General features: G+C 72.2%; 22 protein-coding genes and 1 pseudogene. 6 read left to right on the plus strand and 17 right to left on the minus strand.

The genetic code is table 11. The features are described from left to right. Positions 1-115 precede the first annotated feature (115 nt). The 3 genes and pseudogenes from LPA41_RS30255 (at position 116) to LPA41_RS43350 (ending at position 2,122) form a co-directional block, all read left to right on the plus strand. Entirely contained in the window at positions 116-412 is a 297-nt protein-coding gene (locus LPA41_RS30255; RefSeq protein ID WP_229074429.1) for a type IV toxin-antitoxin system AbiEi family antitoxin domain-containing protein, read from the plus strand. Between the two features lie 433 nt (positions 413-845). Beyond that, positions 846-1,867: pseudogene (locus tag LPA41_RS30260) on the plus strand (alpha-L-rhamnosidase); the annotation flags it as partial. Between the two features lie 120 nt (positions 1,868-1,987). Next, positions 1,988-2,122 carry an alpha-L-rhamnosidase C-terminal domain-containing protein gene (locus LPA41_RS43350; RefSeq protein ID WP_374238228.1) on the plus strand — a complete coding sequence of 45 codons (135 nt, stop codon included), beginning with the start codon at positions 1,988-1,990 and terminating at the stop codon, positions 2,120-2,122. On the opposite strand, the gene LPA41_RS30265 is transcribed toward LPA41_RS43350, so the two are convergent. From LPA41_RS30265 to LPA41_RS30295, 7 genes are all read right to left on the minus strand, one after another. Continuing rightward, positions 2,115-3,038, minus strand: coding sequence for a MerR family transcriptional regulator (locus LPA41_RS30265; protein WP_229074432.1), 924 nt, complete (start codon positions 3,036-3,038; stop codon positions 2,115-2,117). The genes LPA41_RS43350 and LPA41_RS30265 overlap by 8 nt on opposite strands. Before the next feature lie 95 nt (positions 3,039-3,133). Further along, a complete protein-coding gene (locus tag LPA41_RS30270) occupies positions 3,134-4,711 on the minus strand; it encodes an ABC transporter permease (RefSeq protein ID WP_229074434.1) in 1,578 nt (525 codons plus the stop codon). Beyond that, positions 4,708-5,616, minus strand: a complete 909-nt coding sequence (locus tag LPA41_RS30275; protein WP_229074435.1) for an ABC transporter ATP-binding protein — start codon at positions 5,614-5,616, stop codon at positions 4,708-4,710. The genes LPA41_RS30270 and LPA41_RS30275 overlap by 4 nt, the downstream gene beginning before the upstream one ends. A gap of 140 nt (positions 5,617-5,756) precedes the next feature. After that, complete coding sequence (locus LPA41_RS30280; protein ID WP_229074437.1) at positions 5,757-6,611, minus strand: helix-turn-helix transcriptional regulator; 855 nt, start codon at positions 6,609-6,611, stop codon at positions 5,757-5,759. 49 nt (positions 6,612-6,660) lie between these two features. Then, positions 6,661-7,605 (minus strand): SDR family oxidoreductase, encoded by a 945-nt coding sequence (locus LPA41_RS30285; RefSeq protein ID WP_229074439.1) that lies wholly within the window; start codon positions 7,603-7,605, stop codon positions 6,661-6,663. Positions 7,606-7,714: 109 nt separating this feature from the next. Continuing rightward, positions 7,715-8,542, minus strand: a complete 828-nt coding sequence (locus LPA41_RS42775) for a CAP domain-containing protein (protein ID WP_229074441.1) — start codon at positions 8,540-8,542, stop codon at positions 7,715-7,717. A gap of 189 nt (positions 8,543-8,731) precedes the next feature. Beyond that, positions 8,732-11,839 carry a diguanylate cyclase domain-containing protein gene (locus LPA41_RS30295; RefSeq protein ID WP_229074442.1) on the minus strand — a complete coding sequence of 1,036 codons (3,108 nt, stop codon included), beginning with the start codon at positions 11,837-11,839 and terminating at the stop codon, positions 8,732-8,734. 171 nt (positions 11,840-12,010) lie between these two features. Here LPA41_RS30295 and LPA41_RS30300 point away from each other — a divergent pair, with 171 nt between their 5' ends. Beyond that, positions 12,011-12,571 (plus strand): DM13 domain-containing protein, encoded by a 561-nt coding sequence (locus tag LPA41_RS30300; RefSeq protein ID WP_229074444.1) that lies wholly within the window; start codon positions 12,011-12,013, stop codon positions 12,569-12,571. Between the two features lie 24 nt (positions 12,572-12,595). Here the strand turns inward: LPA41_RS30300 and LPA41_RS30305 are convergent, their stop codons facing one another. The 4 genes from LPA41_RS30305 to LPA41_RS30320 all read right to left on the minus strand — a co-directional run bounded on the left by LPA41_RS30305 (position 12,596) and on the right by LPA41_RS30320 (position 17,105). After that, positions 12,596-13,609 (minus strand): sensor histidine kinase KdpD, encoded by a 1,014-nt coding sequence (locus tag LPA41_RS30305; RefSeq protein WP_229074446.1) that lies wholly within the window; start codon positions 13,607-13,609, stop codon positions 12,596-12,598. Then, positions 13,602-14,297 (minus strand): response regulator transcription factor, encoded by a 696-nt coding sequence (locus tag LPA41_RS30310; protein WP_229074447.1) that lies wholly within the window; start codon positions 14,295-14,297, stop codon positions 13,602-13,604. The genes LPA41_RS30305 and LPA41_RS30310 overlap by 8 nt, the downstream gene beginning before the upstream one ends. A gap of 60 nt (positions 14,298-14,357) precedes the next feature. Then, complete coding sequence (locus LPA41_RS30315; protein WP_229074448.1) at positions 14,358-15,365, minus strand: TrkA family potassium uptake protein; 1,008 nt, start codon at positions 15,363-15,365, stop codon at positions 14,358-14,360. A 105-nt stretch (positions 15,366-15,470) separates the two neighbouring features. Beyond that, a complete protein-coding gene (locus LPA41_RS30320; RefSeq protein ID WP_229074449.1) occupies positions 15,471-17,105 on the minus strand; it encodes a DNRLRE domain-containing protein in 1,635 nt (544 codons plus the stop codon). Positions 17,106-17,239: 134 nt separating this feature from the next. Here LPA41_RS30320 and LPA41_RS30325 point away from each other — a divergent pair, with 134 nt between their 5' ends. Then, entirely contained in the window at positions 17,240-18,241 is a 1,002-nt protein-coding gene (locus tag LPA41_RS30325; protein WP_229074450.1) for an NAD(P)H-dependent glycerol-3-phosphate dehydrogenase, read from the plus strand. Positions 18,242-18,264: 23 nt separating this feature from the next. Here the strand turns inward: LPA41_RS30325 and LPA41_RS30330 are convergent, their stop codons facing one another. After that, on the minus strand, positions 18,265-19,509 hold the full coding sequence (locus tag LPA41_RS30330; protein WP_229074451.1) for a multidrug effflux MFS transporter: 1,245 nt from the start codon (positions 19,507-19,509) through the stop codon (positions 18,265-18,267). A 175-nt stretch (positions 19,510-19,684) separates the two neighbouring features. Here LPA41_RS30330 and LPA41_RS30335 point away from each other — a divergent pair, with 175 nt between their 5' ends. After that, complete coding sequence (locus LPA41_RS30335) at positions 19,685-20,122, plus strand: hypothetical protein (protein WP_229074452.1); 438 nt, start codon at positions 19,685-19,687, stop codon at positions 20,120-20,122. 88 nt (positions 20,123-20,210) lie between these two features. On the opposite strand, the gene LPA41_RS30340 is transcribed toward LPA41_RS30335, so the two are convergent. The 5 genes from LPA41_RS30340 to LPA41_RS30360 form a co-directional block, all read right to left on the minus strand. Continuing rightward, a complete protein-coding gene (locus LPA41_RS30340) occupies positions 20,211-20,948 on the minus strand; it encodes an alpha/beta hydrolase (protein ID WP_229074453.1) in 738 nt (245 codons plus the stop codon). A 191-nt stretch (positions 20,949-21,139) separates the two neighbouring features. Continuing rightward, positions 21,140-21,493 (minus strand): nuclear transport factor 2 family protein, encoded by a 354-nt coding sequence (locus LPA41_RS30345; RefSeq protein ID WP_229074454.1) that lies wholly within the window; start codon positions 21,491-21,493, stop codon positions 21,140-21,142. A gap of 33 nt (positions 21,494-21,526) precedes the next feature. Further along, positions 21,527-22,339 carry a MerR family transcriptional regulator gene (locus tag LPA41_RS30350; protein WP_229074455.1) on the minus strand — a complete coding sequence of 271 codons (813 nt, stop codon included), beginning with the start codon at positions 22,337-22,339 and terminating at the stop codon, positions 21,527-21,529. Continuing rightward, positions 22,336-23,451 (minus strand): HAMP domain-containing sensor histidine kinase, encoded by a 1,116-nt coding sequence (locus LPA41_RS30355; RefSeq protein WP_229074456.1) that lies wholly within the window; start codon positions 23,449-23,451, stop codon positions 22,336-22,338. The genes LPA41_RS30350 and LPA41_RS30355 overlap by 4 nt, the downstream gene beginning before the upstream one ends. Next, a complete protein-coding gene (locus LPA41_RS30360; RefSeq protein WP_229074457.1) occupies positions 23,451-24,107 on the minus strand; it encodes a response regulator transcription factor in 657 nt (218 codons plus the stop codon). The genes LPA41_RS30355 and LPA41_RS30360 overlap by 1 nt, the downstream gene beginning before the upstream one ends. Between the last annotated feature and the right edge of the window lie 83 nt (positions 24,108-24,190).

A 24,190-nucleotide genomic window follows, 5' to 3' on the forward strand; every position in this document is an offset into this window, starting at 1 on the left:
TGGTTGGTAGTGGGGCCTATGACACCCACCAGACTCCACGTAAGCGTTGTCCACATTCCCCGCCTCTCCACAGACCACGTGGCGATCTCGGTTACCAGGGCGGAACCTCGCTCGCATGGCAGCAACCCTCGAAGACATCAAGCGCCGCCAGCGTGGCGTGATCACCACAACGCAAACCCGGGAAGCCGGTCTGAGCGCCGACACCACCCGTAACCTGCACCGGCCGGGACGGTGGCCTCGGCTGTACCGGGGCGTCTACGCCACCTTCACCGGTGAGGTGCCGCGGCCGGCGATGCGCTGGGCGGCGGTGCTCTCGGCGGGAGCGGGCGCCGCGCTGTCGCACCGCTCCGCGGCCGAGGAACTCGGACTGGTCGAGGAAGAGGCCGGCGCGATCCACCTGCTGGTGCAGTGAGCGGTGATCGAGACCCTGTTGCCGCAGCGGTATCCGCGTCTTGGCGGCCGCCCGCGACGGTATCCGCGTCGTGGTGGCCGACCGTTGCGGTATCCGCGTCGGCTGGTTATCGACACGGCACGTGGGTTCGAGTTGATGACCGGTTGCGTATCGCCGAGGGCCGTGACCCGCAACCCGTCGGCCGCGGCGCTGGACTCGCGGACCGCGCACAGCCATGAAGGCGGTGACGCCATCGGCTGGGACGCAGGAGACGCACCCCGGGGCCGTGAACGCCACATCCTCGTCGACACCAGCGGCCTGCTGCTCAAGGCAGTGGTGCACGCGGCGTCGGTGCAGCAACGCGCCGGCGCCGGACTGGACCGCGTTCGAGCCGCGGCACACCGTCCACGGCTTCCGCTACGCCCGGTTCAGCCGCGACCCCGGCGACGTGGTGATGCGGGTCGTGCACACCGACCTGCGCCGCACCGCCACCTTCACCTGCGGCGACGACGACCTGAACCGGCTGCACGAGGTCGCCGACCGGAGTTTCCGCGGCAACGCCGTCGACATCCCCACCGGCTGCCCGACCCGCGAACGTCTCGGCTGGACCGGCGACTACCAGGTCTTCGTGCCCACCGCGGCCCGGCTCTACGACGTCGACGGGTTCGGCCGCAAATGGCTGCGCTCGGTCCGCGACGACCAGCTCGCCGACGGGCGCATCGTCAACACCTCACCCGACCACGCCCGGCTCGAAGTCATCGACAACCCGGAGGCGGACCACATCACCGGCTCGGCCGGCTGGGGTGACGCGATCGTCCACGTGCCGTGGGTGCTCTGGGAGATCTACGGCGACCGGCAGGTCCTCGCCGAGAACCTGGACGCGATGACCCGTTGGGTCGCATGGGCCCTGGGCCGGGCCCGCGACGCCCACCACCCGTCCCGCAGTCCGAGCCCGTTCGTCTGGGACGGCTGCTTCCACTGGGGTGAATGGCTGGAACCGGGCGACCGCGGCCCGGCCGGCGACCCGATGGCCTGGTTCATGGCCGACAAGGGCGAGGTCGGCACCGCCTACCTCTGCCGCTCGGTGCGGACCCTCGCGGCGATCCACGACGTCCTCGGCCGGACCTCCCGGACCGAGCGCTATGCCGGTCTGGCCGACCAGATCCGCGACGCCTGGCAGGCCGAATTCCTCGACACCGGGATGCGTACGCAGGCCGGATGCGTCCGCGCCCTCGCCTTCGACCTGGTGCCCGAGCACCGCCGCGCCGAGATCGCCGACCGTCTCGTCACCTTGATCCGCGACGCCGGCTGGCACCTGGGCACCGGCTTCCTGTCCACCGCCGACCTGCTGCCGGTGCTCGCCGACGTCGCCTACCGGCTGCTGTTCCAGCGCACCACACCGTCGTGGCTGGGCATGCTGGACGGGGCGCCACCACCATCTGGGAGCAGTGGGACGGCGTCGACGCCGACGGCAACGCCACGGCGTCGCTCAACCACTACAGCAAGGGCGCGGTCGTCCGGTTCCTGCACACCCACACCCTCGGTCTGCGCCAGGCGCCCGGCTCGGTCGCCTGGGAACGGTTCGTGGTCGCACCGGTGCCGGACGCGCGGGTGGGCTGGGCCCGGGGAAGCTTCGACAGCCCGCAGGGCACCATCACGGTGAGCTGGCGCCTGGACGGCGACACGATGCAGCTCGACGTCGAGGTCCCACCCGGGCCGTGTCTCAGGTAGCGGGCGAGTCCTGGGCGGACAGCTCCACGTACAGTTCAATGCAGCGCTGGCGGGCCGGCGAGAAGTCGTAGGGCATCTTGCCGACGGCTTCGAGCGCGCTCATCTCCCGCCTGCAGCAGGCCTCGTCCGCGCCGTGATCGGCGGTAGGAGGGTGCACGGCGTCCCAGGCGTCGAAGAGGGCATCGTCGTCCCTGTCCAGACCGGACTCCGCGATGGCGGCTTCCAGGGCGCTTTCGAAGGCGTGCCGCTCGGCGGCCACGCGAGCCACCCGTGGATCGTCGACGGCGACGCTGTCGTCGAGGGCTTCCTCAGCGGCGTCGATGCGGTCGGAATCCTCCCGCAGCGCGGGATGCGTGGCCAGGGCGACGAAGCGGGTGGACTGGACGGCCGCGCCGAGCGGGCCGAAGATCCGCTCGGTGACGAGCAGAGTGTCCAGGTCCGCCTGACGCAGGGAGCCTTCCGGCAGGCTCCTGAGGCGTTCGGTGACGAAGTCGGAGAGCAGGCCCATGCGGCTGCCTTCGGCGCGCATCCGCTGCACGGCGGTCCGTTGCCGCCGCAACTCCGCCTCCTGCTCGGCGAGGGTTTCCGCCAACCGGTCCAGGATGCCCGCTATACCGTCACCGCTGTCCGCGCCGGTGGAAGCCGTGCCGGTGGATGCCGTGCCCGTGGCGGCCGTGCCGGTGGTGAAGGCGTCGCGGATGTCGTCCAGGGCGATCCCGGCGTCGGCCATCTTGCGGATCCACAGCAGGCGGATCATGTCCTCGTACCCGTAGCGGCGGCGGCCGTCACCGCCCCGCTCCGGCTCGGGCAGCAGGCCGATCTCGTGGTAATGGCGGATCGCCCGTGGCGTGGTCCCGGCGAAGGCCGCCGCGTCACCGATCCTGACCTGGCGCGGTGGCATGAAAGACGAGTGCATGAACAGGAACCTTCCGCAACGGATCGGGACGTGGGTCCACTGGACCACATGCCGCTACGGAAGGTGCAACCGCGCCGGAATCGCGCGAGGCCCCGTCAGTAGCCGACGTCTCGGCGGCGCAGGCCGGCGTACCCGGCTGCGACGAGCGCCGCGGCGATCAGGGTGAGCAGGGCGAACGGCGGCGCGGTGGCGGCGTCCAGCGGGACCTGGGGGGTGTGCACGAACGGGGAGGCCTGGCGTGACCAGCCGGGCAGGCCGAAGGAGTCGGCGAACAGGGTGATCACGGCGCAGTAGGCGATCACGGCCCAGGCGACGATCGTGGCGGGCCGGGGCAGCCAGCCGAACGCCAGCACCGTCACGCCGACGACCAGCCACACCGCGGGCACGTAGGCGAGCGCGACGCCGACCAGCCGCGGCACCTGGCCGGGGTCGGAGACGGACATGCCGTACGCGAAGCCCTCGCCGATGCCGAACGCGACGAGGGTCAGGACCGTGCCGAGCACGGCGACGCTGAGCTGACCGGCCAGCCACGTCCAGCGGCTCGTCGCGGTGGCCAGCACCACCTCGGCCCGGCCCGATGTCTCCTCGGTCCGGGCCCGCAGGACGCTCGACACGCCGTAGGCCGCGGCGAGCAGGGCGGCCATCCCGGCGGTGACGGCCAGGTAGGCGTTGATGATGTCGTCGGCGCCGCCGGTCAGGAACTGCGCGATCTCCGGGTTGTCCCGCACGTAGTCCTGGATGCTCTCGGCGATGGAACCGTAGGCGACGCCGGCCAGGAACAGACCGGCGGCCCAGCCGGCCAGGGAGCCGCGTTGCAGGCGCCAGGCCAGCGCGTACGGCCCGCGCAGCACCGCCGAGGCCTGCGCCCGACCGAGGCGGGTCGCCACCAGGCCGGCACCGAGGTCGCGGCGGGCCAGCAACGCCACCGCGACGGCACCGAGCAGCACGGCGGCGGCCACCGGCAGCAACAGCGCCCACCAGCGGTCACCGGCGAACGGGTAGGCGCGCTGGCCCCACCCGATCGGCGAGGCCCAGGACAGGGTGCCGTCGCCGACGTCACCGGCGGCCCGCAGCGCGAACGCGGCACCGAGCAGAGCCGCCACCGTCCCGTAGACCGCGCGGGTGCTTTCGAAGACCTGTGCCGCGGCGGCGGTGGCCGCGCCGAAGAAGAGTCCGACGCCGGTGACCGCGGCGCCGAACAGGGCCGACCCGGCGATCGGCAGGCCGGTGCCGACGGCCACGGCGAACACCAGCAGGCCGGCGGCGACGTCGGCCAGGCCCGCGAGGAGCAGGGCCGCGGCCAGCGGCGCACGTCTGCCCACCCGTGCCGACCGGATGAGTTCGGCGCGGCCGGACTCCTCGTCGGCGCGGGTGTGCCGGCCGACCAGGAACATGTTCATCAGGGCGACCACGATGGCGAGGAACCCGAAGATCTCGAAGACGATCTCGCCGCCGATCGACCGGAGCAGTTCGGGTGGACCGCTCATCGCGATCACCGCGGTGTTGGCACCGATCGTCTGCCGGAGGGTTTCGAGTTCTGCGGCCGTACCGTAAAGCTCCTGGCTCTGGGTGGATTGCACGAACAGCAGCAGGGTGACCCCGGCCAGCCACCAGGGCAGGCTCAGCCGCTCGCGGCGCAGCAGGAATCCCAGCAGCCGCGCCGTCCCGGTCATGACGCCGCCCCGTCCTCGCCGTAGTGGCGCAGGAACAACTCCTCCAGCGTCGGCGGTGAACTGGTCAGGCTGCGCACGCCGAGCGGCGCCAGCTCGCGGATCACGGTGTCCAGCCGTGCGGTGTCGACATCGAACCGGGCGTGGTGGTCGGCGATCACCACGTCGTGGACGCCGGCCATGCCGGTGAGCCCGGTGACCGGCCGGCTCGTCTCCACCGCGATCGACGTGCGGGTCAGGTGGCGCAGCTCGCCGAGGGTGCCGGTCTCGACCGTGCGGCCCAGCCGGATGATGCTCACCCGGTCGCAGAGCGCTTCGACCTCGGCGAGGATGTGGCTGGACAACAGGACCGTACGCCCCTGGTCCTTGATCTCGTGGACGCACTGCTGGAACACCGCTTCCATCAGCGGGTCCAGCCCCGAGGTGGGCTCGTCGAGCAGCAGCAGCTCGGCGTCGGAGGCCAGCGCGGCGATCAGCGCGACCTTCTGCCGGTTGCCCTTGGAGTAGGTGCGTGCCTTCTTGCGCGGGTCCAGGTCGAACCGTTCGAGCAGGTCGTCGCGGCGCCGCCGGTCGGCGCCGCCGCGCAGCCGCCCCAGCAGGTCGATGACCTCGCCGCCGGTGATGCCGGGCCACAGGGTGACGTCGCCGGGCACGTAGGCCAGGCGCCGGTGCAACGTGTCGGCGTCGCGCCACGGATCACCGCCGAGCAGCCGCACCTGGCCGGCGTCGGGGCGCAGCAGACCGAGCAGCACCCGGATGGCGGTGGTCTTGCCGCTGCCGTTGGGCCCGAGGAAACCGTGCACCTCGCCCTCGGCCACGGTCAGGTCGAGCCCGTCGAGGGCCTTGGTGACCCCGAAGGACTTGTGCACGGCGGTGATCTCGATCGCGGCTTGCGGGGACGTGCCCATGTCAGCTCCTCGGCGGAGGGACAACGCAGTACGGATCCGGGCGGCGGCCGCCGGCCCGGCATTCCGGCACTCCAGAGGCACGGTACGCCGCCCCGGCAACCGGCGGTGCCCCGCGACCGGGCACCGCCGAGCCGCCGCGCTCAGGACGTGGGGACGGTGATCTCCTGGTCACCGATGACGGCGAGGAGCCGCAGCTTCTCGTAGCTCTCGCTGCCGGGCGCGGCGGTGTAGACGAGCAGCGAATGCCCCTGATCGGGGTCGAGCAACGCCTGGCACGTCAGTTCCAGGGCACCGACCTCGGGGTGGACGAAGCGTTTCACGTGGGCGTACCGGACCCCGATCTCGTGCTCGCCCCACACGGCCCGGAACTCCTCGTTCTGCTCCAGCAGCAGGTTCTGCAGGTGGGCGGCCCACGAGCCGGGCCCGCGCACGGTGACGACCCGGCGCAGCCCGGCGGCGAAGACGCGGGAGTGCAGCGGATGGTCGTCGGGGTGGTAGCGGGCCCGGCAGGCGGGGTCGGTGAACCACCGGTACCCGATGCTGCGGGCCGGGCCGGTGAACCGGGTGAGGTCGCCGGTCAGGGCGAGCCCGAGCCGGTTCTGCCGCAGGGTTTCGCCGAGTTCGGTGACGATCTCCGCGGGGGTGTCGGCGAGCCGGTCGAAGATGCGCAGCAGCCCCGGGCTGATGTGTTCGCCGGCCGGACCGCGGGTGGGTGGCTGGTGCCCGGCGAGGCGGAACAGGTGGTCACGTTCGTCGTGGGACAGGTGCAGGCCCTGCGCGATCGAGGCGATCATCTGTTCGGAGGGGTGCGGGCCACGCTCGCGTTCGAGCCGGCTGTAGTAGTCGGCGGAGATGTGGCAGAGCGTGGCTACCTCCTCCCGCCGGAGACCGGACGTGCGGCGGCGCTGCCCGCGGGGCAGGCCGACGTCCTCGGGTTGCAGTGACCCGCGGCGCCGGCGCAGGAACTCGGCGAGCCCGGCTCGATCAATGGGCACGGTGTCCTCCCGGTTGCCGGCTCGATGCGGTTCTGTCACTGAGGCCGCTCTACCACTGAGGCTGCGGTGCGAACGCCTCGATCAGTTTCTCCGAGACCTGCCACACGCGTACGGCGTCGGACTCACTGCGCAGGCGCGAGTAGAGCTTCTGCTCGGCCGGCGGACCGCCGAGGTGCCCTGGCCCGCCGGGACCGTAGAAGGCGCCGTCGCGTCCGGCGGTGGCGGCGTACACGGCCGGCAGTGCCGCCGACGCGGCGGTGCCGAGCAGGATGCCGCGTGCGGACAGCACGCCGATGAGCCGGCGGCCCGCGGTCTCCCGGGACCGGCCTACCTCCGGGCGGGCGGCCAGCAGGCTGGTCGGGGCGACACCGGGATGCGACACGTTGCTGGTGATGCCCCAGCCGTGCAGCCGGCTGCGCCGGGCCAGTTCCAGGCCGAACAACCCGAAGGCGATCTTCGACTGGCTGTAGGCGCGCATCCCGTCGTACGAGCGTTCCCAGTTGAGGTCGTCCCAGTTGACGGCGTTCGAGTTCGCCGCGACGCTGATCTGGCCGGTGACTCGTGCCCGGCCCGCGCGCAGCAGCGGCATCAGGTGCGCGACCAGGGCGAAGTGGCCGAGGTGGTTGGTGCCGAACTGGAGCTCGAATCCGTCGGCGGTGGTCTGCCGTTCCGGGGGCGTCATCACCCCGGCGTTGTTGATCAGCAGGTGGATCGGCTCGTTCTCCCGCCGCAGTTCCTCGCCGAGCGCGGCCACCGACGCCAGGGACGAGAGGTCGAGGGCGCGCAGGGACAGGTCGGCGGCCGGCGTGCGCCGCTTGATCTCGGCGATCGCCGATTCGCCCTTGGCCGCGTTGCGGACCGGCAGGACGACGGCGGCCCCGGCGGCGGCGAGGCGCGCGGCGATCTCGAGGCCGATGCCGTCGCTGGCTCCGGTGACGACGGCACGCCTGCCGGTGAGGTCGGGGACGGTGATGGTGGGCTGTCTGCGTGGCATGGCACCAGGATGCGGCGGGTCGCGAAAGTTAGCCACGGCCCGCCGATCCCAGGCTGAGCGAGCCTCCCCGCGTTGCGCGGGTCAGGCAGCGCGGGTCAGGCAGCGCGGGTCAGGCCGGTGCGGCGAAGTTCTGGGTCCAGTACTGGGTGCCCGAGGAGGACTTCGCCAGGCCGACGCCGATCTCCTCGTAGCCGCAGTTGAGGATGTTGGCCTTGTGCCCGGGGCTGTTCATCCAGCCGTCCATGACGCTGGCCGCGCTGGGGTAACCGGCGGCCACGTTCTCGCCGACGCTGCGCCACCGGTAGCCCTCGGCGGTGACCCGGTCGCCCATGCTCGCCTCGCCGGGCAGCTGGTGCGACATGCTGTTCTGCTCGGCCTGCAGCTCGGAGTGCTTCTGCGCCGCCGCGTCCAGGCGCGACTCGCTCTCCAGGCCGGAGCAGCCGGCCTTCTGCCGTTCCGCGTTGACCAGCCGGACCACCTCGGCGGTGACCGAGTTCGACGCGCCGGAGTCGTTGCCGCCACCGGACGGCGCCTCGGTGGTGCGGCTCGGTTCCGGCGCGGGCGTCCGGGTGCGCTTCTTGGTCGCGGACGGCTTGGGCCGGGCCTGCGACGTGATGGTGGCCGAGGCGCTCGCCGACGGCGCGGGTCGGCTCGACGCGGCGGTCGACGGGGTGACCGACGCCGACGGCGCGACCGACGGCGACGCGGAGGCCGAGGCCGGGGTGGACGGTGACGCGCCCGCCGAGGTGCCCGGCGCCGCCTCGGGTGCGGCGGCGCCGGCCGTGGCGACGGTGTCCGGTGTGGTCGCGGCCAGACGGATCTCCCGGTCCCCGGAGCTGCTGCCCGCGACGATGGCGGCCGAGCCGGCACCGATCAGCCCGAGGGCCCCCAGGGCCGTCAGGGCGTAGCGAATCCGCGGATTGGGTGGGGTGGGCACGAACTTTCACCTCGTCGACTCGGGTGGCAGCGGCGACGCTGCCGGATCTTCCAGATGCAGGAAGCGGCCGACCTACTGTTCACCGCGAGAACGGCGAAAGATCAAAACTAAGGAATCTCTAAGGTTCGACTAATCGAAATGTAATGCGGCGCTTGGAGGGAGCTGAAGACCGGTCCGGACGGTTAGGCGTCAGCGGGATGCGGACCGCTGCTCGCGGCGCTGGATCTTGGTGGCGTACATGGCGGCGTCGGCCTGCTCGACGGCACCGGCGAAGCCGCCTGCCATGGTGACCGCGGCCCATCCGATCGAGCCTTCGACCCCGGCGGCCTCGAGTTCGGCATGGACGCGGGCGACAACGAGGGGCGCCTGGTCCTCCGGGCAGTGGGTCAGTAGGAGACCGAACTCGTCACCGCCGAGCCGGGCGACGACGTCGCTCTCCCGCAGGGCACGCTGCACGGCGATGGCAGCGGCCACCAGGTAGGCGTCACCGGCGGCGTGCCCCCGGGTGTCGTTGACAGCTTTGAGCCCGTCGAGGTCGAGCATGGCGATCACGGTGGGGTCGGCGAGCCGGGCGTACCGGGTCTCGGCCTGCTGGACGGCTCGCTGCCAGGCGCGCCGGTTCGGCAACCCGGTCAGCGCATCGGTCTCCGCGCTCAGCTGCTCGCGCAGCAACGCGTCCGAGGACCGGTTCTGGGCCCGATCCGCGGCCAGGACCGTGGTGAGCAGTTGACCGAGCAGGGCGAGCAACGGCTCGGCGGTGACCATGCGCGGGTCGCCGGTGTGCGTCTGCGGGTCGAGGCCGCAGATCGCGCCGAACAGGGTGCCGTCGGGTTCGGTGATGACCACCCCGGCGTAGGTGCCGATGTCGATGAGGTCGTTGACACCGGCGTTCGCGTACGCGGGCACGGACCGGGCGTCCCGGGCCACCGCCGGTGCCGTCCCGGCGGCCATGTGAATGCAGTAACTCGCCTCCCACGGGTGGCTGTCGCCCTGTCGCAGGCCGTACCCGTTGTCGGGGTCCAGGTAGAGGTAGGTCTGTCGGCCGTTCTCGACGCGCGTGACGGCCCAGAAGGCCAGCGGCATCTGCTCGTGCAGGTAGTCCAGCACCAGGTGCGCGGCGAATTCGAAGGTCGCCGCGGGAGCCAGGGTCGGTGCCTCGCTCACGGAAGCCGGGACCGGTACTGGTGCTGGTGCCGGGCTCTGGTCCGGCGGGCGGGTGGCGGCCTCGTCGGGCTCCGGCGCCGGCAGGGCGGACGCGTCGGCGGGCAGGGTCACGGTGATGCGGGTGCCCCGCCCGGCCGGGTTGGGGGCGGCGTGGATGGTTCCACCGTGCCGCTGCACCACGCGCTTGCAGATGCCCAGGCCCAGACCGGTGCCGGCGTACCCCTCCGACCGGTGCGCCCGGTGGAAGTCGTCGAAGACGGCCTCGTGCTGGCCGTCCGGGATGCCGACGCCGTTGTCGTCGATCGTGACCGTGACAATCGCGTCGGCGTGGCCGGTACCGACGACGATGTGCGGGACCACGCCGGGCGCGGTGTACTTGATGGCGTTGCCGATCAGGTTCTCGAACAGCTGACGCACCAGCACCGGGTCGGCGTGCACGGGGTGCAGCTCGCCGATGCGGAACGTGGGTACCGGGGTGTCGTTGCTCTGCGCCTGGTCGATCCGGGCCATGGCGATGTCGTTGACCAGCTCACCCAGGTCGACGGGGGCGGGTGACATCGTGGCGTCGCGGGCGGTGGTGTACTCCAGCAAGTCATTGATCATGTTGCGCATGCGGCCGGCGGCCCGGTGGATCCGGCGCACCGGGTCCGCCAGCGGGGCGGTGACCCGCTGGTCGGCGGCCTCCTCGATCATCTCGGCGAGCGCCTCGCTCCAGCCCTCGACGGTGGTGAGCGGGTTCTGCAGGTCGTGGGCGACGACACCGGCGAAGGACGCCAGCTCGTTGCGGTGGCGGCGTTCCGCGGTGACGTCGTGGAAGACGCTGACGGCGTACCGCGTACCGTCGCCTTCGCCGGGCAGGGCGGTGGCGCTGACGCTCAGCAGGCGCCCCTCCGGCACGCCCGGATTGCGGACCAGGATGTCCATGTTCCGGACGTCCCGGCCGGCCAGCGCTCGCCGGTAGGGCATCTCGTCCGGCGCCAGCGGGCGGCCGTCCGGGTGGAACAAGCCGTAGAAGTCGGGCTTGGCGATCCGGTCGGACGCGCTGACGACGCCGCCGACGAGCCGGCGCACCGCGGGGTTGCGCAGCAGGAAGCGGCCCTGTGCGTCGACCACCGTGAGGCCTTCCGCCATCGAGTCGACGATGGTGCTCATCATCCGGGCCTGCCGGGCTGCCGCATGCTCGGCGGCGCGCAGCTGGGCCACCAGCTCCCGGCGCTCGTCGCGGCCGATGGCCAGGGCCAGCCCGACCAGGGCGATCATGCCGACGAACGCCTGCGCCACCATGGCCCGGGCGGCATGCGACTCGATCTGCGCGAACTGCCCGGTGCCGTGCAGGGTGAACAGCACCGCCACGGAGCCGAACACCAGGTCGTGCAGGGCGACGAAGGTGGTGTGCAGCCGCAGCCCCGCCCAGATCGTCAGGACGACGACCATGAAGGCCAGTGGCAACTGATGACCGGCACCGAAGACCACCACGTAGACGACGGCGGAGAGCGTCACCAGGGTCACGTACTCCAGCCGCCGCCGCAGCGGGACGGCCGCCCAATGGGCACGGATGCCGGCCCGGGGCGTCGTCCGGCGGTACGCGTGCAGCATCGCGCCGATCCGGATGCCCGCCGCGCCGATCAGCAGGATGCTCACCGTGTTGCGGGTCAGCCACACCGCTGTCGCCGGCCACGAGTAGACGCCGTTGACCACCCAGACCCCGGTGGGTCCGAGCAGCGCCCCGCACGCGGTGCTGATGAACGCCGCGGCCGTCACCCGCCACAGCTCCGGGAGCCGGGACAACGACCGGGTTCCGCCGCCGCCCCAGACCTGCGGCAGCCACCGGTCCACCAGCCAGGCGAAGACCGCGGCCTGCGTCACGTTGGCCGCGGCGAACCAGACCACCAGCGACGCCGACGCCCCCGTCGCCATGTTGATCACTGCCGTGGCTGCGCACAGCGCCAGCACGTCCAGAATCCGCCAGCGCGACCGGTACTGGACGACTCCCCACACCGCCGAGACTCCCGCGGCCGGCCAGACCAGGCTCAGGTTCGTCTCGTCCATGACCGTCAGGCGCCCGGCGTAGGTGGCGGCCATGTAGGCGACGACGAACGCGAGCGTCCGCAGGACGGACGGCACGAAGCTCATCGGCTGCTCCCCCGCTCACGAACCCGGGCATCACGAGGGCATGGCCGCGCCACAGCCGGCCCCTGTCCGGATCTTCGGCCACGAACGGCGATCCGTGAGAGACTTCTCCGTAAGCGTCCCGTAAGGCCTTGCCCCTGGCGCGCCCCGGCGGCGGGACGGTTGACTGGCCCGATGATCCGCAGATTGCTCACCACACCGGTCACCTGGATCGTCGTCGTGGTCCTCGGGGCCGCCGCGCTGTACTGGTTCCAGCCGTGGCGGCTGTTCACCGACACCACCGTGAGCGAGTCGCTGACCGTCGTGGCGTCCGCGGCACCGCGGGAGTCCGCCTCCGGCTCCCCCGTCCCGGCCGCGTCGAGCTCCCCCAGTCCGGCGGCACCCGGTCCGGTGGTGATCAAGCAGGGCACGTTCGTGACCCATGAGCACGACACCACCGGCACCGCCCGGATCATCCGCGAGCCCGACGGCAGCCACCGGCTCGAACTGGCCGGCCTGAACACCAGCGACGGACCGGATCTGCGGGTCTGGTTGTCCGACCAGCCGGTGCGCACCGGCACCGCGGGGTGGCGAGTCTTCGACGACGGCGAGTACGCCGAGCTGGGCAAGCTCAAGGGCAACCGGGGCGATCAGGTCTACCGGATCGGCGCCGGCGTGGACCCGGCCGGGTTCAGCAGCGTCAGCATCTGGTGCAAGCGGTTCGCCGTGTCGTTCGGGGCGGCGGCGCTCGCCTGACAGCCGTACCCGGTCCGGTGGCGGTCACCGCGAGACGTCCGGCAGGCGTACCTCGAAGCGGCAGCCCCCGGCGACGTTGCCGGCGGCGACCTGCCCGCCGTGTGCTTCCACCAGGCCCCGCACGATGGCCAGGCCGAGCCCGCCACCACCGGCACCGTCCGGGGTACGCGCCCGGCTGCCCCGGAACGCCACGTCGAAGACGCGAGGCAGGTCGTCGTCCGGGATGCCGCCGCAGCTGTCGGAGACGGCCAGCCACACCTGCGGCCCGTCACGGCCGGCGTCGACGCGGACCGACCCGTGCGGCGGCGTGTACCGCACCGCGTTGGCGAGCAGGTTGCCGACGATCCGGTTGAGTTCGGGCGCGCCGGCGGTGACCATCGGCCACCCGGCGCCGCCGGCCTCGACCGTGATGCCCCGGTGGACGGCCAGCGGCGTCACCGCCGCGACAGCGTCCGAGACGACGTCGCCGAGCGGCAGGTGGGCCGGTGTGAGCCGCAGCGCGCCGGCGTGGATGCGGGACAGTTCGAACAGGTCATCGACGAGCGCACTCATCCGGTCGGTCTCGGCACGGATCCGGCCGTGGTACTCGGCGACGGCCGGCGGGTCGGCCACCACACCGTCCTGCAGCGCCTCGGCCATCGCCCGCAGACCCGCGAGGGGGGTACGCAGGTCGTGCGAGACCCAGGCGACCAGTTCCCGGCGGCCGGCCTCCATCCGCCGCTCCCGTTCCCGGGCCTGAGCGGCCCAGACGGCCGCCGTGGCCAGCCGCCGGCCGAAGACGAAGCCCAGGGTGAGGCTGACCGCCGCCGACGCGGCGACGGTGATCAGCACGACCTGCAGGTCGTGCCCGGACAGGAACATCGCCTGCGCCACGGTGACGACCCCGGCGACCACCGCGGCGACCGTGACCAGCAGCAGCACACACACGTGCACGGTGATCGAGCGGCCGGGCAGCAACCGCAGCAGGCCCGCCCCGAGCAGCCCGACCACGGCACCGGCGGTCAGCGCGTAGAGGCCGATCAGCAGGACGTCACGCATCGGCGGCCGGTTCGTAGCGGTAACCGATGCCCCAGACGGTCACCAGCCGGCCGGGGGCGGACGGGTTCACCTCGATCTTCTCGCGCAGGCGCCGGACGTGGACGGTGACGGTCGACTGGTCGCCGAACTGCCAGCCCCAGACCCGATCGAGCAGCTCGGCCCGGGAGAAGGCCCGGGCGGGGTGGCGCATCAGGAACTCCAGCAGGTCGAACTCGCGGACGGTGAGCGACAGCGGCCGGCCGCCGAGGGCGGCGACCCGCCGGCCGGTGTCGGCCACCAGGTCACCGTCACGGAGCAGCTCGGCCGGCGGCCGGGCGGCGGGGGCGGTGCGCCGCAGCACCGAACGCACCCGCAGGACGAGTTCGCGGGGGCTGAACGGCTTGGTGACGTAGTCGTCGGCGCCGACCTCGAGACCCAGCACCCGGTCACTCTCCTCCCCCAGCGCGGTCAGCATGACCACCGGCAGGGCGGGCTCGTCACGCCGCAACCGCCGGCACACCTCGAGGCCGTCGAGGCCACCGAGCATCAGGTCGAGCACCACCAGGTCGGGGCGTTCGGCGTCGACGGCGGCCAGGGCGGTCAGGCCGTCGGCGACCAGCCGCACCCGGTAGCCGTCCTGTTCCAGGTATCGGCGCACGACGTCGCTGACGGTCGGGTCGTCGTCGACGACAAGCACCTGAGGTGTCACGACGGCAGGCTACCGAGATGGGCGCCCGCGGCGCCGCCCGCGCGTCCGGCGGGGCGGTGGTCAGGCCGCGGTGGGGGTCTCCTCGACCCGGATGTAGACCAGCATGTCGCCGGTCTCGACGAGCGCGGCCCGTTCGCCGCCGAGCGGCAGCACCTTGCCGCGCCGGATCAGCGCCACCACCAGCGTCGCCAGCTCGCGGGGGTTGCGGCCGACCTCGGCCCGCTCCGCCGAGCGCATCGCCAGGGCCATGCCCTGACCGGGGGTGAGCAGGTCCTCCACCACGTCGATAAGTGGTGGCGCGGTGGTGGTCAGGCCGAGCAGCCGGCCGGCCGTCGACGAGGAGACGATGACGTGGTGGGCGCCGCCCTGCTTGAGCAGTGTCGCGTTCTCCTGTTCCCGGACCGCGGCGATGATGCGGACCTGGCCGGCGGTCAGCTGGCGGACGGTGAGGCTGATCAGCAGCGACGCCTCGTCGGTGTCGGTGGCGATGATGACGGCCTTGCACTTCTTCACGTCCGCGTCGGTGAGGACCGCCGAGCGGGTGGCGTTGCCCTCCACCACGGCGAGACCGTCCGCGATGGCCTGCCGCAGCGCCGGCTCGAACGTCTCCACGACGACGATGCGGGACTTGTCGTAGCCGTTCTCCAGCAGGGCGCTCACCGCGGCGCGGCCCTTGGTGCCGTATCCACAGACGACGACATGGTCCTTCAACTTCCGTCTCCATCTGTCGATCCGCAGGCTGTTACGGAACTGGTGGGTCAGCACCTCGAGGGTGGTGCCGACCAGGATGATCAGGAACAGCACGCGCGCCGGGGTGATCACCAGAATGTTCACCAGCCGGGCGCCGGGTGAGTCCGGTGTGATGTCGCCGTACCCGGTGGTCGACAGTGACACGACGGCGTAGTAGAAGCAGTCGAGCAGTGTCAGCCCGTCCTCGTTGACGTCCCGGTAACCGTCGCGGCCGGCGAAGACCACCGTGACGACGACGAACACGAGCGCCAGCGCCATGGCGACCCGCACCGCGAGCGCCCGCAGCGGGCCACTCCGGACCAGGGGGAGGTGGATCATCGATGGGCCGCCGGCACGCCACCACGATAGCGCCCCTCCTCGGCGGGCAACGGCGCGAGCCGCCACCCAGGCCAGGTGGCGGCTCGCACGTGGTGGATCCGGACGTCAGCCCAGCTTGACGGTGAAGATCGGGCTGGCGGCCAGTTTCTGGAAGGCGGCCAGGCCGGCCGGGGTGCTGTCGATGCTGATGTCGCGGTCGCCCTCGTTGTCAGCCTTGGTGTCGAAGTGCACGATCGCCTTGATCGCGGGCCGCTTCACCAGTTCGGCGAGCACGCTGTCGTAGACGAACGACTTGTCGGTGGCCTTGCCGATCCGGTGGTAGGCGCCCCACTCCGCGATCATGATGGGCTTACCGGGGTGCTTGGTGGTGGCCCAGTCGTAGAAGCCGAGGCCACCGCCGGTGGGTGCGCGGTCGAGCAGGTCGCCGAAGTCGCCGTAGTGGTAGTAACCCTTCTCGGCCGAGACGTAGGAGTCCAGGCCGATCCAGTCCACCACGTCGTCGCCCGGGTACAGGTCCTTCCACCAGGACTGCGCCAGCCACTTCTCGTTGCCCATGTAGGCGAGCACGTTCACCACGTTCGTCGCGCCCTTCACCCGCAGTCGTTCGATCGTGTGCCGGTACATGGCGGCGTAGTCCTTGGCCTCCCAGCCGGACCCGGCCTTGGCGACCACATCGTTCTCCGGCTCGTGGTGCAGGACCAGGAAGAGCTTCTTGCCGTACGCCTTCGCCCGTGCCGCGAACGCGTCGATGCGCTTGTCCTGTTCGCCCTTCGCGACCTTGGACCACGTCGACCCGTACGCGATCTTCCAGTTGAGCAGCAGCACGCGCGGGTTCGCCGCGTCGCCGGTCATGGCGATCTCCGCCGCGGTCGGGAAGGCCTCGTCGCCCTTGTGGTAGGTGTGGAAGATCGTCGCGGTGCGGCCGCTGCGCTTCTCCCAGTTCCGGTGTTCGACATCGCGCGGCAGGCTGGTGAACCCACCGGCGGCGCCGCCCCACAGCACACCGCAGGAGGGTACGAGCTTGGTGCCGGTGACGCAGTTCCGGTAGTCGCCGGCCGCGACCGGGGCGCTCGGCCGGGACGGGGTCGGAGCGGCGGTGGCCGGGCTGGTGGTGAGGACCATCTCGGGCCCGCCCTTGGCGGTGTTCTCGCCGGACTGGAACCGCACGACACCGTTGGTGAGCGACGACGTCAGCGCGAACGAGTAGGTGCCCGGCCCGTACACCTCGTGGCTCAGGTCGAAGCCGACGCGCGTGTCGGCGGCTTTCGGTGTCACCGAGGCGACCGGCAGCCCGAGTTTCGGGGCGTTGCCGTGGGTCAGCTTGCCCTCGGTCCACGAGTTGTCGACGATCCGGGTCACGGTGAGCTTGCCGGACGGCGTGCTCAGCGGGCGCAGGAACAGCACCGCCTTGCGCACGTCGGTGCCGGCGGGCACGGTGAACTTCACGTAGACGGTCTTGCTGTCACCGCCGAGCGTGCCGACGGCGAGTTTGTCCTCCGACCCGAACGCCGTGCTCGCGCGGCCGCTCGAGGTGTAGGTGTCGTCGGCGGCCGGGATCACCACGTCGGTGGTGGCCGCGGCGGCAGCACCCGGCGTCAGCACGGTGGCGGCGCCGGTGATCACGGCGGTCAGAGCTGTCACGGCTGTCGGCAGCTTGGCGCGTCGCAAAGAATCTCCCCCATGTTGTCCGGCCCGTTCGGCCGGGCAGACCAGGAACAGTCCGGCAGCACGGGTGCGCATCCGGGGCCAGGATCGGTGCCACCGGGTTGCGGTCGCGGGCACCGGCCGGGACTGTCCGGACGGAACACGAAGGCGGGCGGGGGGCCGTATCCTCATCCCGCACCCGCAGCGGCGCGTGCGGGATGAGGGGGATCATGCGGATCACCGTTCTGGGTGCCGGTTCCTGGGGCACCACCGTCGCGTCAGTACTCACCCGCCGCGACCACGAGTCGCTGATCTGGGCGCGCAGCCCGGAAACCGCTGACGAGATCAACACCGGGCACCGCAACGAGCGCTATCTCGCCGGTTTCCCGCTGCCGGACCGGCTCCGGGCGACGTGCGATCTCGCCGAGGCGGCCGCGCACGCGGAGCTGCTGGTCGTCGGGGTGCCGACCGGGGCGTTCCGGGACACCCTGGAGCGGGTCCGGCCGGACCTGCACCCCTGGATCCCGGTGGTCAGCCTCAGCAAGGGGCTGGAACGCGACTCGCTGCTGCGGATGACCGAGGTGATCAAGGACGTGCTGCCGGGGCATCCGGCCGCCGCGCTCACCGGCCCCAACCTGGCCAAAGAGATCATGGCGGGCATGGCCGCGGCCACGGTCATCGCGACGGAGGACCTCACCGTCGCCACCGAGATACAGCGTGTGTTCCGCCGCGGGCTGCTGCGCGTCTACACCAACCACGACGTGATCGGCTGCGAGGTCGGCGGGGCGCTGAAGAACGTCGTGGCGATCGCCACCGGCATCGCACAGGGCCTGGGCGTGGGTGACAACACCCGGGCCGGGGTGATCTCCCGCGGACTGGCCGAGCTGACCACCCTTGGCGTGGCGATGGGCGGCGAGCCCAGCACGCTCGCCGGACTGGCCGGGATGGGTGACCTGGTGGCGACGTGCATCAGCCCGCACAGCCGCAACCGGCACGTCGGCGAGCAGCTGGGCCGCGGGCGCACGCTTGACGACATCCTCGCCGAGATGGGCCAGGTCGCCGAGGGGGTCAAGACGGTGCACGCCGCGGTCCGGCTGGCCGATCGGCACGGGTTGCCGATGCCGATCACCCGCACCATCCACCAGGTCGTCACCGGCGAGATCTCGGCCGCCCGTGCCTACGACGGGTTGCTGCGCACCCTGCCGGCCGGGCACGAGTCCGAACCGGGCTGACGCCGGGCGCGAGTTGCCGCGCCTCAAGCGTGGCGGACCGCCGGCGCCCGGTCCGGGCGGGCCACCAGGAGCAGACCGGCCATGGAGAGGACCGTGCCCGCGATCATCAGCGACGCCATCGGTACGGCCGTGTCCTCGCCGCCGAGCCCGGCGATCGGGGCGACCGTCCCGGCGGCGATCCAGGTGACGAATCCGAGGACGGCGGAGCCGGTGCCGGGGTGCTCGGGGACCTCCGCGGAGGCGAGCGCCCCACCGTTCGGGCCGATCAGGCCCTGCGCGGTCATCAGCACGAAGAAGCAGCCGACCACGAGCGGCAGCGGTGTGCCGAACCACAGCGCGCCGGCCAGCATCGCCATGCCGGCGGCCAGGGCGGCGACCTGCCCGGCGAGGATGACCTTGCGGGTGGCGACGCGGCCGGCCAGCCGGGCGGCGACCAGAGCGGCCACCGTCATCCCGGCGGCGTTGAGAGCGAAATCGATCGAGTACGCGACCGGCGACATCCCGTTCATCGACTGCAGCACGAACGCCGACGTGGCCACGTAGGCGAACAGCGCGGCCATCGCCGAGCCACTGACCAGGAGGTATCCGACGTACCGCCGCCGGGTGAGTACCTGGCGCCCGGCGACCGCGAACGCCCGCAGGCCCCCGCCGTGCCGGCGCTGCGCCGGCAGCGATTCCGGGACGGCGACCAGCACGGCCAGGACCATCGCCACGCCCAGACCGGCGACCGCCCAGAACGACATCCGCCAGTCCGACAGCTGCAGGATCACCGCGCCCAGCAGCGGCCCGACGATCGGGGCGATGCCACCCACCCCGGCGATCACGTTCAGGACCCGGACCAGCCGCGCCCCGGTGGCCAGGTCGACGATCACCGCGCGGCCGATCACCATCGCCCAGCCACCGCTGAAGCCCTGCACGAACCGGGCCGCCATCATGACGCCGATCGACGGCGTGAGCGCGCAGACGACGGAGGCGGCGCTCATCACCACGAGGGCGGCGATCAGCGGCCGGCGGCGGCCACGCTGGTCGGAGACCGGCCCGCCGATCAGCTGACCCAGCGCCATGCCGGCGAAGAACGTGGTCAGGGTGAGCTGCACCTGGGTCGCGGTCGCCGACAGGTCACTAGCGACCTGCGGGAACGCCGGGACGTACATGTCGGTGGCGAGCGGCGCGATCGCGGTCACGAACATCACGGTGGCGACCACGCCGGCGGTGAGACGGGCGCGGCCCCGGCGATCCGGTGCCACGTCGACGACGGAGGCTGTCATGTCTCCACCCCACCTGCCGCACGCGCGCGGAGGAAGTCACCGGCGAGGGGTGTACCGCCGGTACGCCCCTCGCCGGCGACCCGGGATCCTCACGGTCGCCGCCTTCCCTCGAGGCCGGTGTCGTCAACACGGCAGCCTCCACGGGCAGCCCGGGGCCGATCGTGCCGAGCTGCGCGTGCTCGCCCACGCCCTGAGCCGGACAGGTTACCCCGCCGACTCGGAGCGGATCTGGCAGCTGGCGATCACGAAGGCTGTCCGGGAGGGCACCACCCAGGCCGTGTACGCACGTCGCGGCTACGCCTACCACCTGTTCCGCGAGGGGCGTCCCGACGATGCGCGTGCGGCGATGCGGGCCACTGTCGATTCCCTGACCGGCGACGACGACGCGCTGGTGAAGGCCGTCGAGACGTTGAAGTTCTGGGCGATCGACGAGGTCGCCACCGCACCGGACGGCGGCCAGGCTGCCGGGAAGCTCCTCGCCGAGGCCGGGCAGATCACCGGCCGGATCAGATCACCACGCGTCCGCGCCCGGATGCGCGACTTCCTGGAACTCCCGGAATCCCGTCGCCCAACGCCCCCGGAGGGCGCCGAAGCCCCGCAGGACCCGCCGTGACGTGGTCGAACCCGCCGGTGTCCCGACGCCGGGGCCGGCCCGCCACCGGGCGGCCCCGGCGTCGGCACCTCACACGTCCGAGGTCACGTCACTGGCGCAGATGCCGGGCGAAGAACCTGGCCGCGTCCTCCCCGGCGTGCTGCGGGACGCCGGCGTGCCCGCCCATGCTGGCGTACAGCGTCTTGTCCGGGGAGCCGAAGGCGTCGAACAGGTCCAGGGCCGCCTGCCGGTCGTTCCCTTCGTCGTCCCACTGCAGCAGGACGTGCAGCGGAACGGTGACCTGCCGGGCCTCCTCGACCATGCGGCGCGGCACGAAGCTCCCGGCGAACAGCCCGGCAGCCACGACGCGCGGTTCGACAAGCGCCAGCCGGATGCCGACGGAGATCACTCCCCCCGAGTACCCGACCGGGCCGCCGATGTCCGGCAGCGACAACAGGGCGTCCAGGGCGGTCCGCCATTCCGGGACCGCCCGGTCGACGAGGGGTAGGACCAGGGCGTCGATGATCTCGTCGCTGACCTGTTCACCGGCCTCCAGCGTGCGCCGCAGGTCGGCGCCGGCCTGCTCGGCGCCGGCCCACCGGGGCCGGCCCCCGCTGCCGGGAAGCTCGATGGTGGCCGCGGCGATGCCCTCCGCCGCGCACTGCCGGGCCCGTGCCACCAGCCGGGGGTACATCGTGCGCAACCCGAGTGGTGGGTGGCCGAGCAGGATCAGCGGGACCGGTGCCGATGCGGACGCCGGTGTCCACAGGATGCCGGGGATCTCGCCGAGGGTGAACGCGCGTTCGACGACCCCGTCGTCGAGGTGCTGCTCAGTGGTGAATCGCATGGTCGTGCCTTTCGGGAGTGCTCGCGAACGGCGCTCCCGGACGACCTATCGCCCGACCATGACCCCACCGGGGAGCACCCATGTCACAACATTCACGGGTACCACCTCCTCGGTCTCTCGCACGGCACCGAGAAACTAGCAGCGACCACCGTGCTCCGCCAACCGTTTTCCGCGCACCGGCCGCCCGCGGCTCACGGCTCGATCACGAGCCGGCTGATGGCGTCGCCGGCCAGGGCGAACCGGTAGTGCAGGTCGGCCGAGCCACCGGGGAAGTCGCCCTCCAGGTGCTGGACCACGTCGAACTCCGCGGCCGCGGTGCGGGCGGCGCCGGTGAACGCGGTGGTGTAGGTGTATTCGCTGCCGGTCGCGGCCAGCCAGGCCCGGATCTCGTCGTGTCCGCGATAGGTGCGGCCCTCGTCGGTCACCACGGCGTCGGCGGTGAAGGCGGCGAGCGCTGCCGCGATGTCCCGCGCCTCGTGTGCGGGCAGGTAGGTCGTGATCACAGCGGGCAGGTCGTCCCAAGAAACGGCGGTGTTCGTGTCCATGCCACCACCGTGCACCCTCCCCCGGGGAGAGGGTCAACCGAGACGGAAGACCGGCCAGCCGATTTCGGTACGCCACCGCGCGGCCTCCCCGGTGTCGCGCGGCCCGACCAGGTACGCCTCGTGAACCGGCCCGTCGACCCCCAGCGCGTGACCGGCCACCCAGGCGCCCAGGCGCCCGTAGGTAACGTCGAGGTCGTCGTGCGCCCCGGCGTGCACGGTCACGGCCAGGTCGGCTGCCGGCAGCTCGACGACCTGGATCCGCCCGTCGGCACGTGGCGCGCGGACCGGCCGGTACACGGTGAACGCACCGCTGCCGCCGGTGTACAGCGCGTTGGCGTACCGGCCGCCGGGTGGTCCGGTGCGTTCGGCCGGCGGGAAGGCCGCGTCCAGCTCCGCCATCGCCCGGTCGTAGAAGTCGAGCGCGTCCCCGAGCGGCACGTGCCCGCTGACCGCGGCCACCGTGCGCGCGGGCACCTGCCGCAGTTTCACCGCGAGCTGCTCGGGTTCGGGCGCCAGCAGCCGGCGCAGTGACACGACCGCTGCCCGGGTGCGGTCGAGCTCGGCCTCGAGGCGCCGCAGGTGCCCGGCGACGAGGGCGGCACGTTCGGCCGGGTCCTCGGTCGCCAGGACGGACCGCACCTCGGCCAGTGGCATGTCGAGTTCCCGGAGCCGGTGGATGACCTGCGCGGCCGGGATCTGGTCGGCCAGGTAGTACCGGTACTTCGTGTGCGGGTCGACCATCGCGGGTTCCAGCAGGCCGGCCTGGTGGTAACGGCGCAGGGTCCGCACGCTCAGGTGGCTCAGCGTGGCGAACTCGCCGATGGTCAGCCCGTCGCGCCGGCTCACGGCGTCCGGCCGTCGATCTCGGCCGCCGGCCGCGCCGGCGGGAACGACACCTCGACACGCAGCCCGTCGTGGCCGGTGGAGGACGCCGCGATCAGGCCCTCGTGCGCCTGGGTGATGGAGCGGGCGATGGCCAGGCCGAGCCCGGCGCCGCCGCTGTGGTCGATGCGGGTGGCGGCGCGGCGCCGGAACGGCTCGAACAGCGCGGGTACGTCCTCCGGCGGCACGTCGTCCCCGGTGTTGGCCACCACGAGCGCGGGATCGTCGCCGACCCGTACGTCGATGGTCCCGCCCGGCCGGTTGTATTTGATCGCGTTCTGCACCAGGTTGGTGACCAGTCGTTCCAGCAGCACCTGTTCGCCGAGCACGGTCCGCGGATGCAGCGTGCCGGTGATGGTGAGGCCGGCCTCGGCGGCCCGTTTGCGGTGCGCGTCGAGGACCGCGCCGGTGATCCGGTCGAGGCGCAGCGCGGTCCGTGTCGTCAGCCCGCGGTCGCTCTCGCTGAGCACCAGCAGCCCGTCGATGAGACGTTCGTTGCGTTCGTTGGTGGCCAGCAGCTGGTCGGTGAGCAGTTCCAGCTGCTCGGTGGTGAGCTCGTCGGCCATGCTGACCTCGATCAGGGTCCGTTGCACGGCGAGCGGGGTGCGCAGCTCGTGCGAGGCGTCGGCGGCGAACCGGCGCTGGGCCTCGTAGCTGACGGCGATCCGGTCCATCATGTCGTCAAGAGCGCGGGCGAGTACCGCGACCTCGTCGTTGCCCGGGCCGGGACGCAAGCGGTGGCCGAGGTTCTGCGGGCCGACGGCGCCGATGCTCGCCGCGAGGTCGCGGATCGGACTCAGGCACCACCGGATCAGCGGATGACACGCGGCCAGGGCAGCGGCCAGGACCAGCACGAGCAGCACGGTGCCCGGGATGCTCGGCCGGCGGAAGATCTGGGTGCAGACGAACGAGGTGCTCTCGTCCGGCGCGCGGCCCACCGGCAGCCGGCACCAGCCGGGGCCGAACTCGCGCAGCAGGGCCAGCAGCTGGTCGGCGATCAGCGGCGCCGCCTGCGCCGCGACGAGCAGGGCCGCGCAGAGCACCAGCACCCGGCGGGCCGCGGAACGGGTGCCCATCAGCCGATCCGGTAACCGGCCCGGCGGACCGTGTGGATCACCGGTGGGTCACCGAGTTTGCGGCGCAGGGTCATCACCGCCATGCGTACGGTGTTGGTGAACGGGTCGGCGTTCTCGTCCCAGGCCTGTTCCAGCAGTTCCTCGGTGCTGACCACCCGGCCGCCGGCGCGCAGCAGCACGTGCAGGATCGCGAACTCCTTGGACGACAGCGTCAGCAGCTCGCCGTCGCGGGTGACGGTGTGCCGGGTGCTGTCCAGCTCGATGCCGGCTCGTTCCAGCACCGGTGGCAGCGCGGCGCCGGAGCGGCGCGACAACGCCTGCACCCGGGCGGCGAGTTCGGCGAAGGCGAACGGTTTGGTCAGGTAGTCGTCGGCGCCCAGCCCCAGCCCTTCCACCCGGTCCCGGATGCCGGCCGCGGCGGTCAGCATCAGCACCTTGGTGCCCTGCTGCGCGCTCGCCACCTGCCGGCACACCTCGTCACCGCTGCGCCCGGGCATGTCCCGGTCCAGGACCGCGACGTCGTAGCGGTTCACCGCGACGCGCTCGGAGGCGCTGTCACCGTCGTAGACGACGTCGACGGCCATCGACAGCCGGCGCAGCCCCTGGGCGACCGCGTCGGCGAGCAGGCGTTCGTCGTCCGCCACCAGCACCCGCATCCCATGTCCTTCCGTTCACGCCCACCGGTCGCCAGCTTCGCACGCCGAATGTCAGTGGCCGATAAAGACGCCGTTGACGCTGC

Source organism: Actinoplanes sp. DH11 (assembly GCF_020873875.1).
Taxonomy (GTDB): domain Bacteria; phylum Actinomycetota; class Actinomycetes; order Mycobacteriales; family Micromonosporaceae; genus Actinoplanes.

Coding starts and splice junctions, on each gene's coding strand:
- LPA41_RS30255 (WP_229074429.1), top strand. CDS start 116: ATGGCAGCAACCCTCGAAGACATCAAGCGCCGCCAGCGTGGCGTGATC.
- LPA41_RS30265 (WP_229074432.1), bottom strand. CDS start 3,038: ATGCACTCGTCTTTCATGCCACCGCGCCAGGTCAGGATCGGTGACGCG.
- LPA41_RS30270 (WP_229074434.1), bottom strand. CDS start 4,711: ATGACCGGGACGGCGCGGCTGCTGGGATTCCTGCTGCGCCGCGAGCGG.
- LPA41_RS30275 (WP_229074435.1), bottom strand. CDS start 5,616: ATGGGCACGTCCCCGCAAGCCGCGATCGAGATCACCGCCGTGCACAAG.
- LPA41_RS30285 (WP_229074439.1), bottom strand. CDS start 7,605: ATGCCACGCAGACAGCCCACCATCACCGTCCCCGACCTCACCGGCAGG.
- LPA41_RS30295 (WP_229074442.1), bottom strand. CDS start 11,839: ATGAGCTTCGTGCCGTCCGTCCTGCGGACGCTCGCGTTCGTCGTCGCC.
- LPA41_RS30300 (WP_229074444.1), top strand. CDS start 12,011: ATGATCCGCAGATTGCTCACCACACCGGTCACCTGGATCGTCGTCGTG.
- LPA41_RS30305 (WP_229074446.1), bottom strand. CDS start 13,609: ATGCGTGACGTCCTGCTGATCGGCCTCTACGCGCTGACCGCCGGTGCC.
- LPA41_RS30315 (WP_229074448.1), bottom strand. CDS start 15,365: ATGATCCACCTCCCCCTGGTCCGGAGTGGCCCGCTGCGGGCGCTCGCG.
- LPA41_RS30320 (WP_229074449.1), bottom strand. CDS start 17,105: ATGCGCACCCGTGCTGCCGGACTGTTCCTGGTCTGCCCGGCCGAACGG.
- LPA41_RS30325 (WP_229074450.1), top strand. CDS start 17,240: ATGCGGATCACCGTTCTGGGTGCCGGTTCCTGGGGCACCACCGTCGCG.
- LPA41_RS30330 (WP_229074451.1), bottom strand. CDS start 19,509: ATGACAGCCTCCGTCGTCGACGTGGCACCGGATCGCCGGGGCCGCGCC.
- LPA41_RS30340 (WP_229074453.1), bottom strand. CDS start 20,948: ATGCGATTCACCACTGAGCAGCACCTCGACGACGGGGTCGTCGAACGC.
- LPA41_RS30345 (WP_229074454.1), bottom strand. CDS start 21,493: ATGGACACGAACACCGCCGTTTCTTGGGACGACCTGCCCGCTGTGATC.
- LPA41_RS30355 (WP_229074456.1), bottom strand. CDS start 23,451: ATGGGCACCCGTTCCGCGGCCCGCCGGGTGCTGGTGCTCTGCGCGGCC.
- LPA41_RS30360 (WP_229074457.1), bottom strand. CDS start 24,107: ATGCGGGTGCTGGTGGCGGACGACGAACGCCTGCTCGCCGACGCGGTC.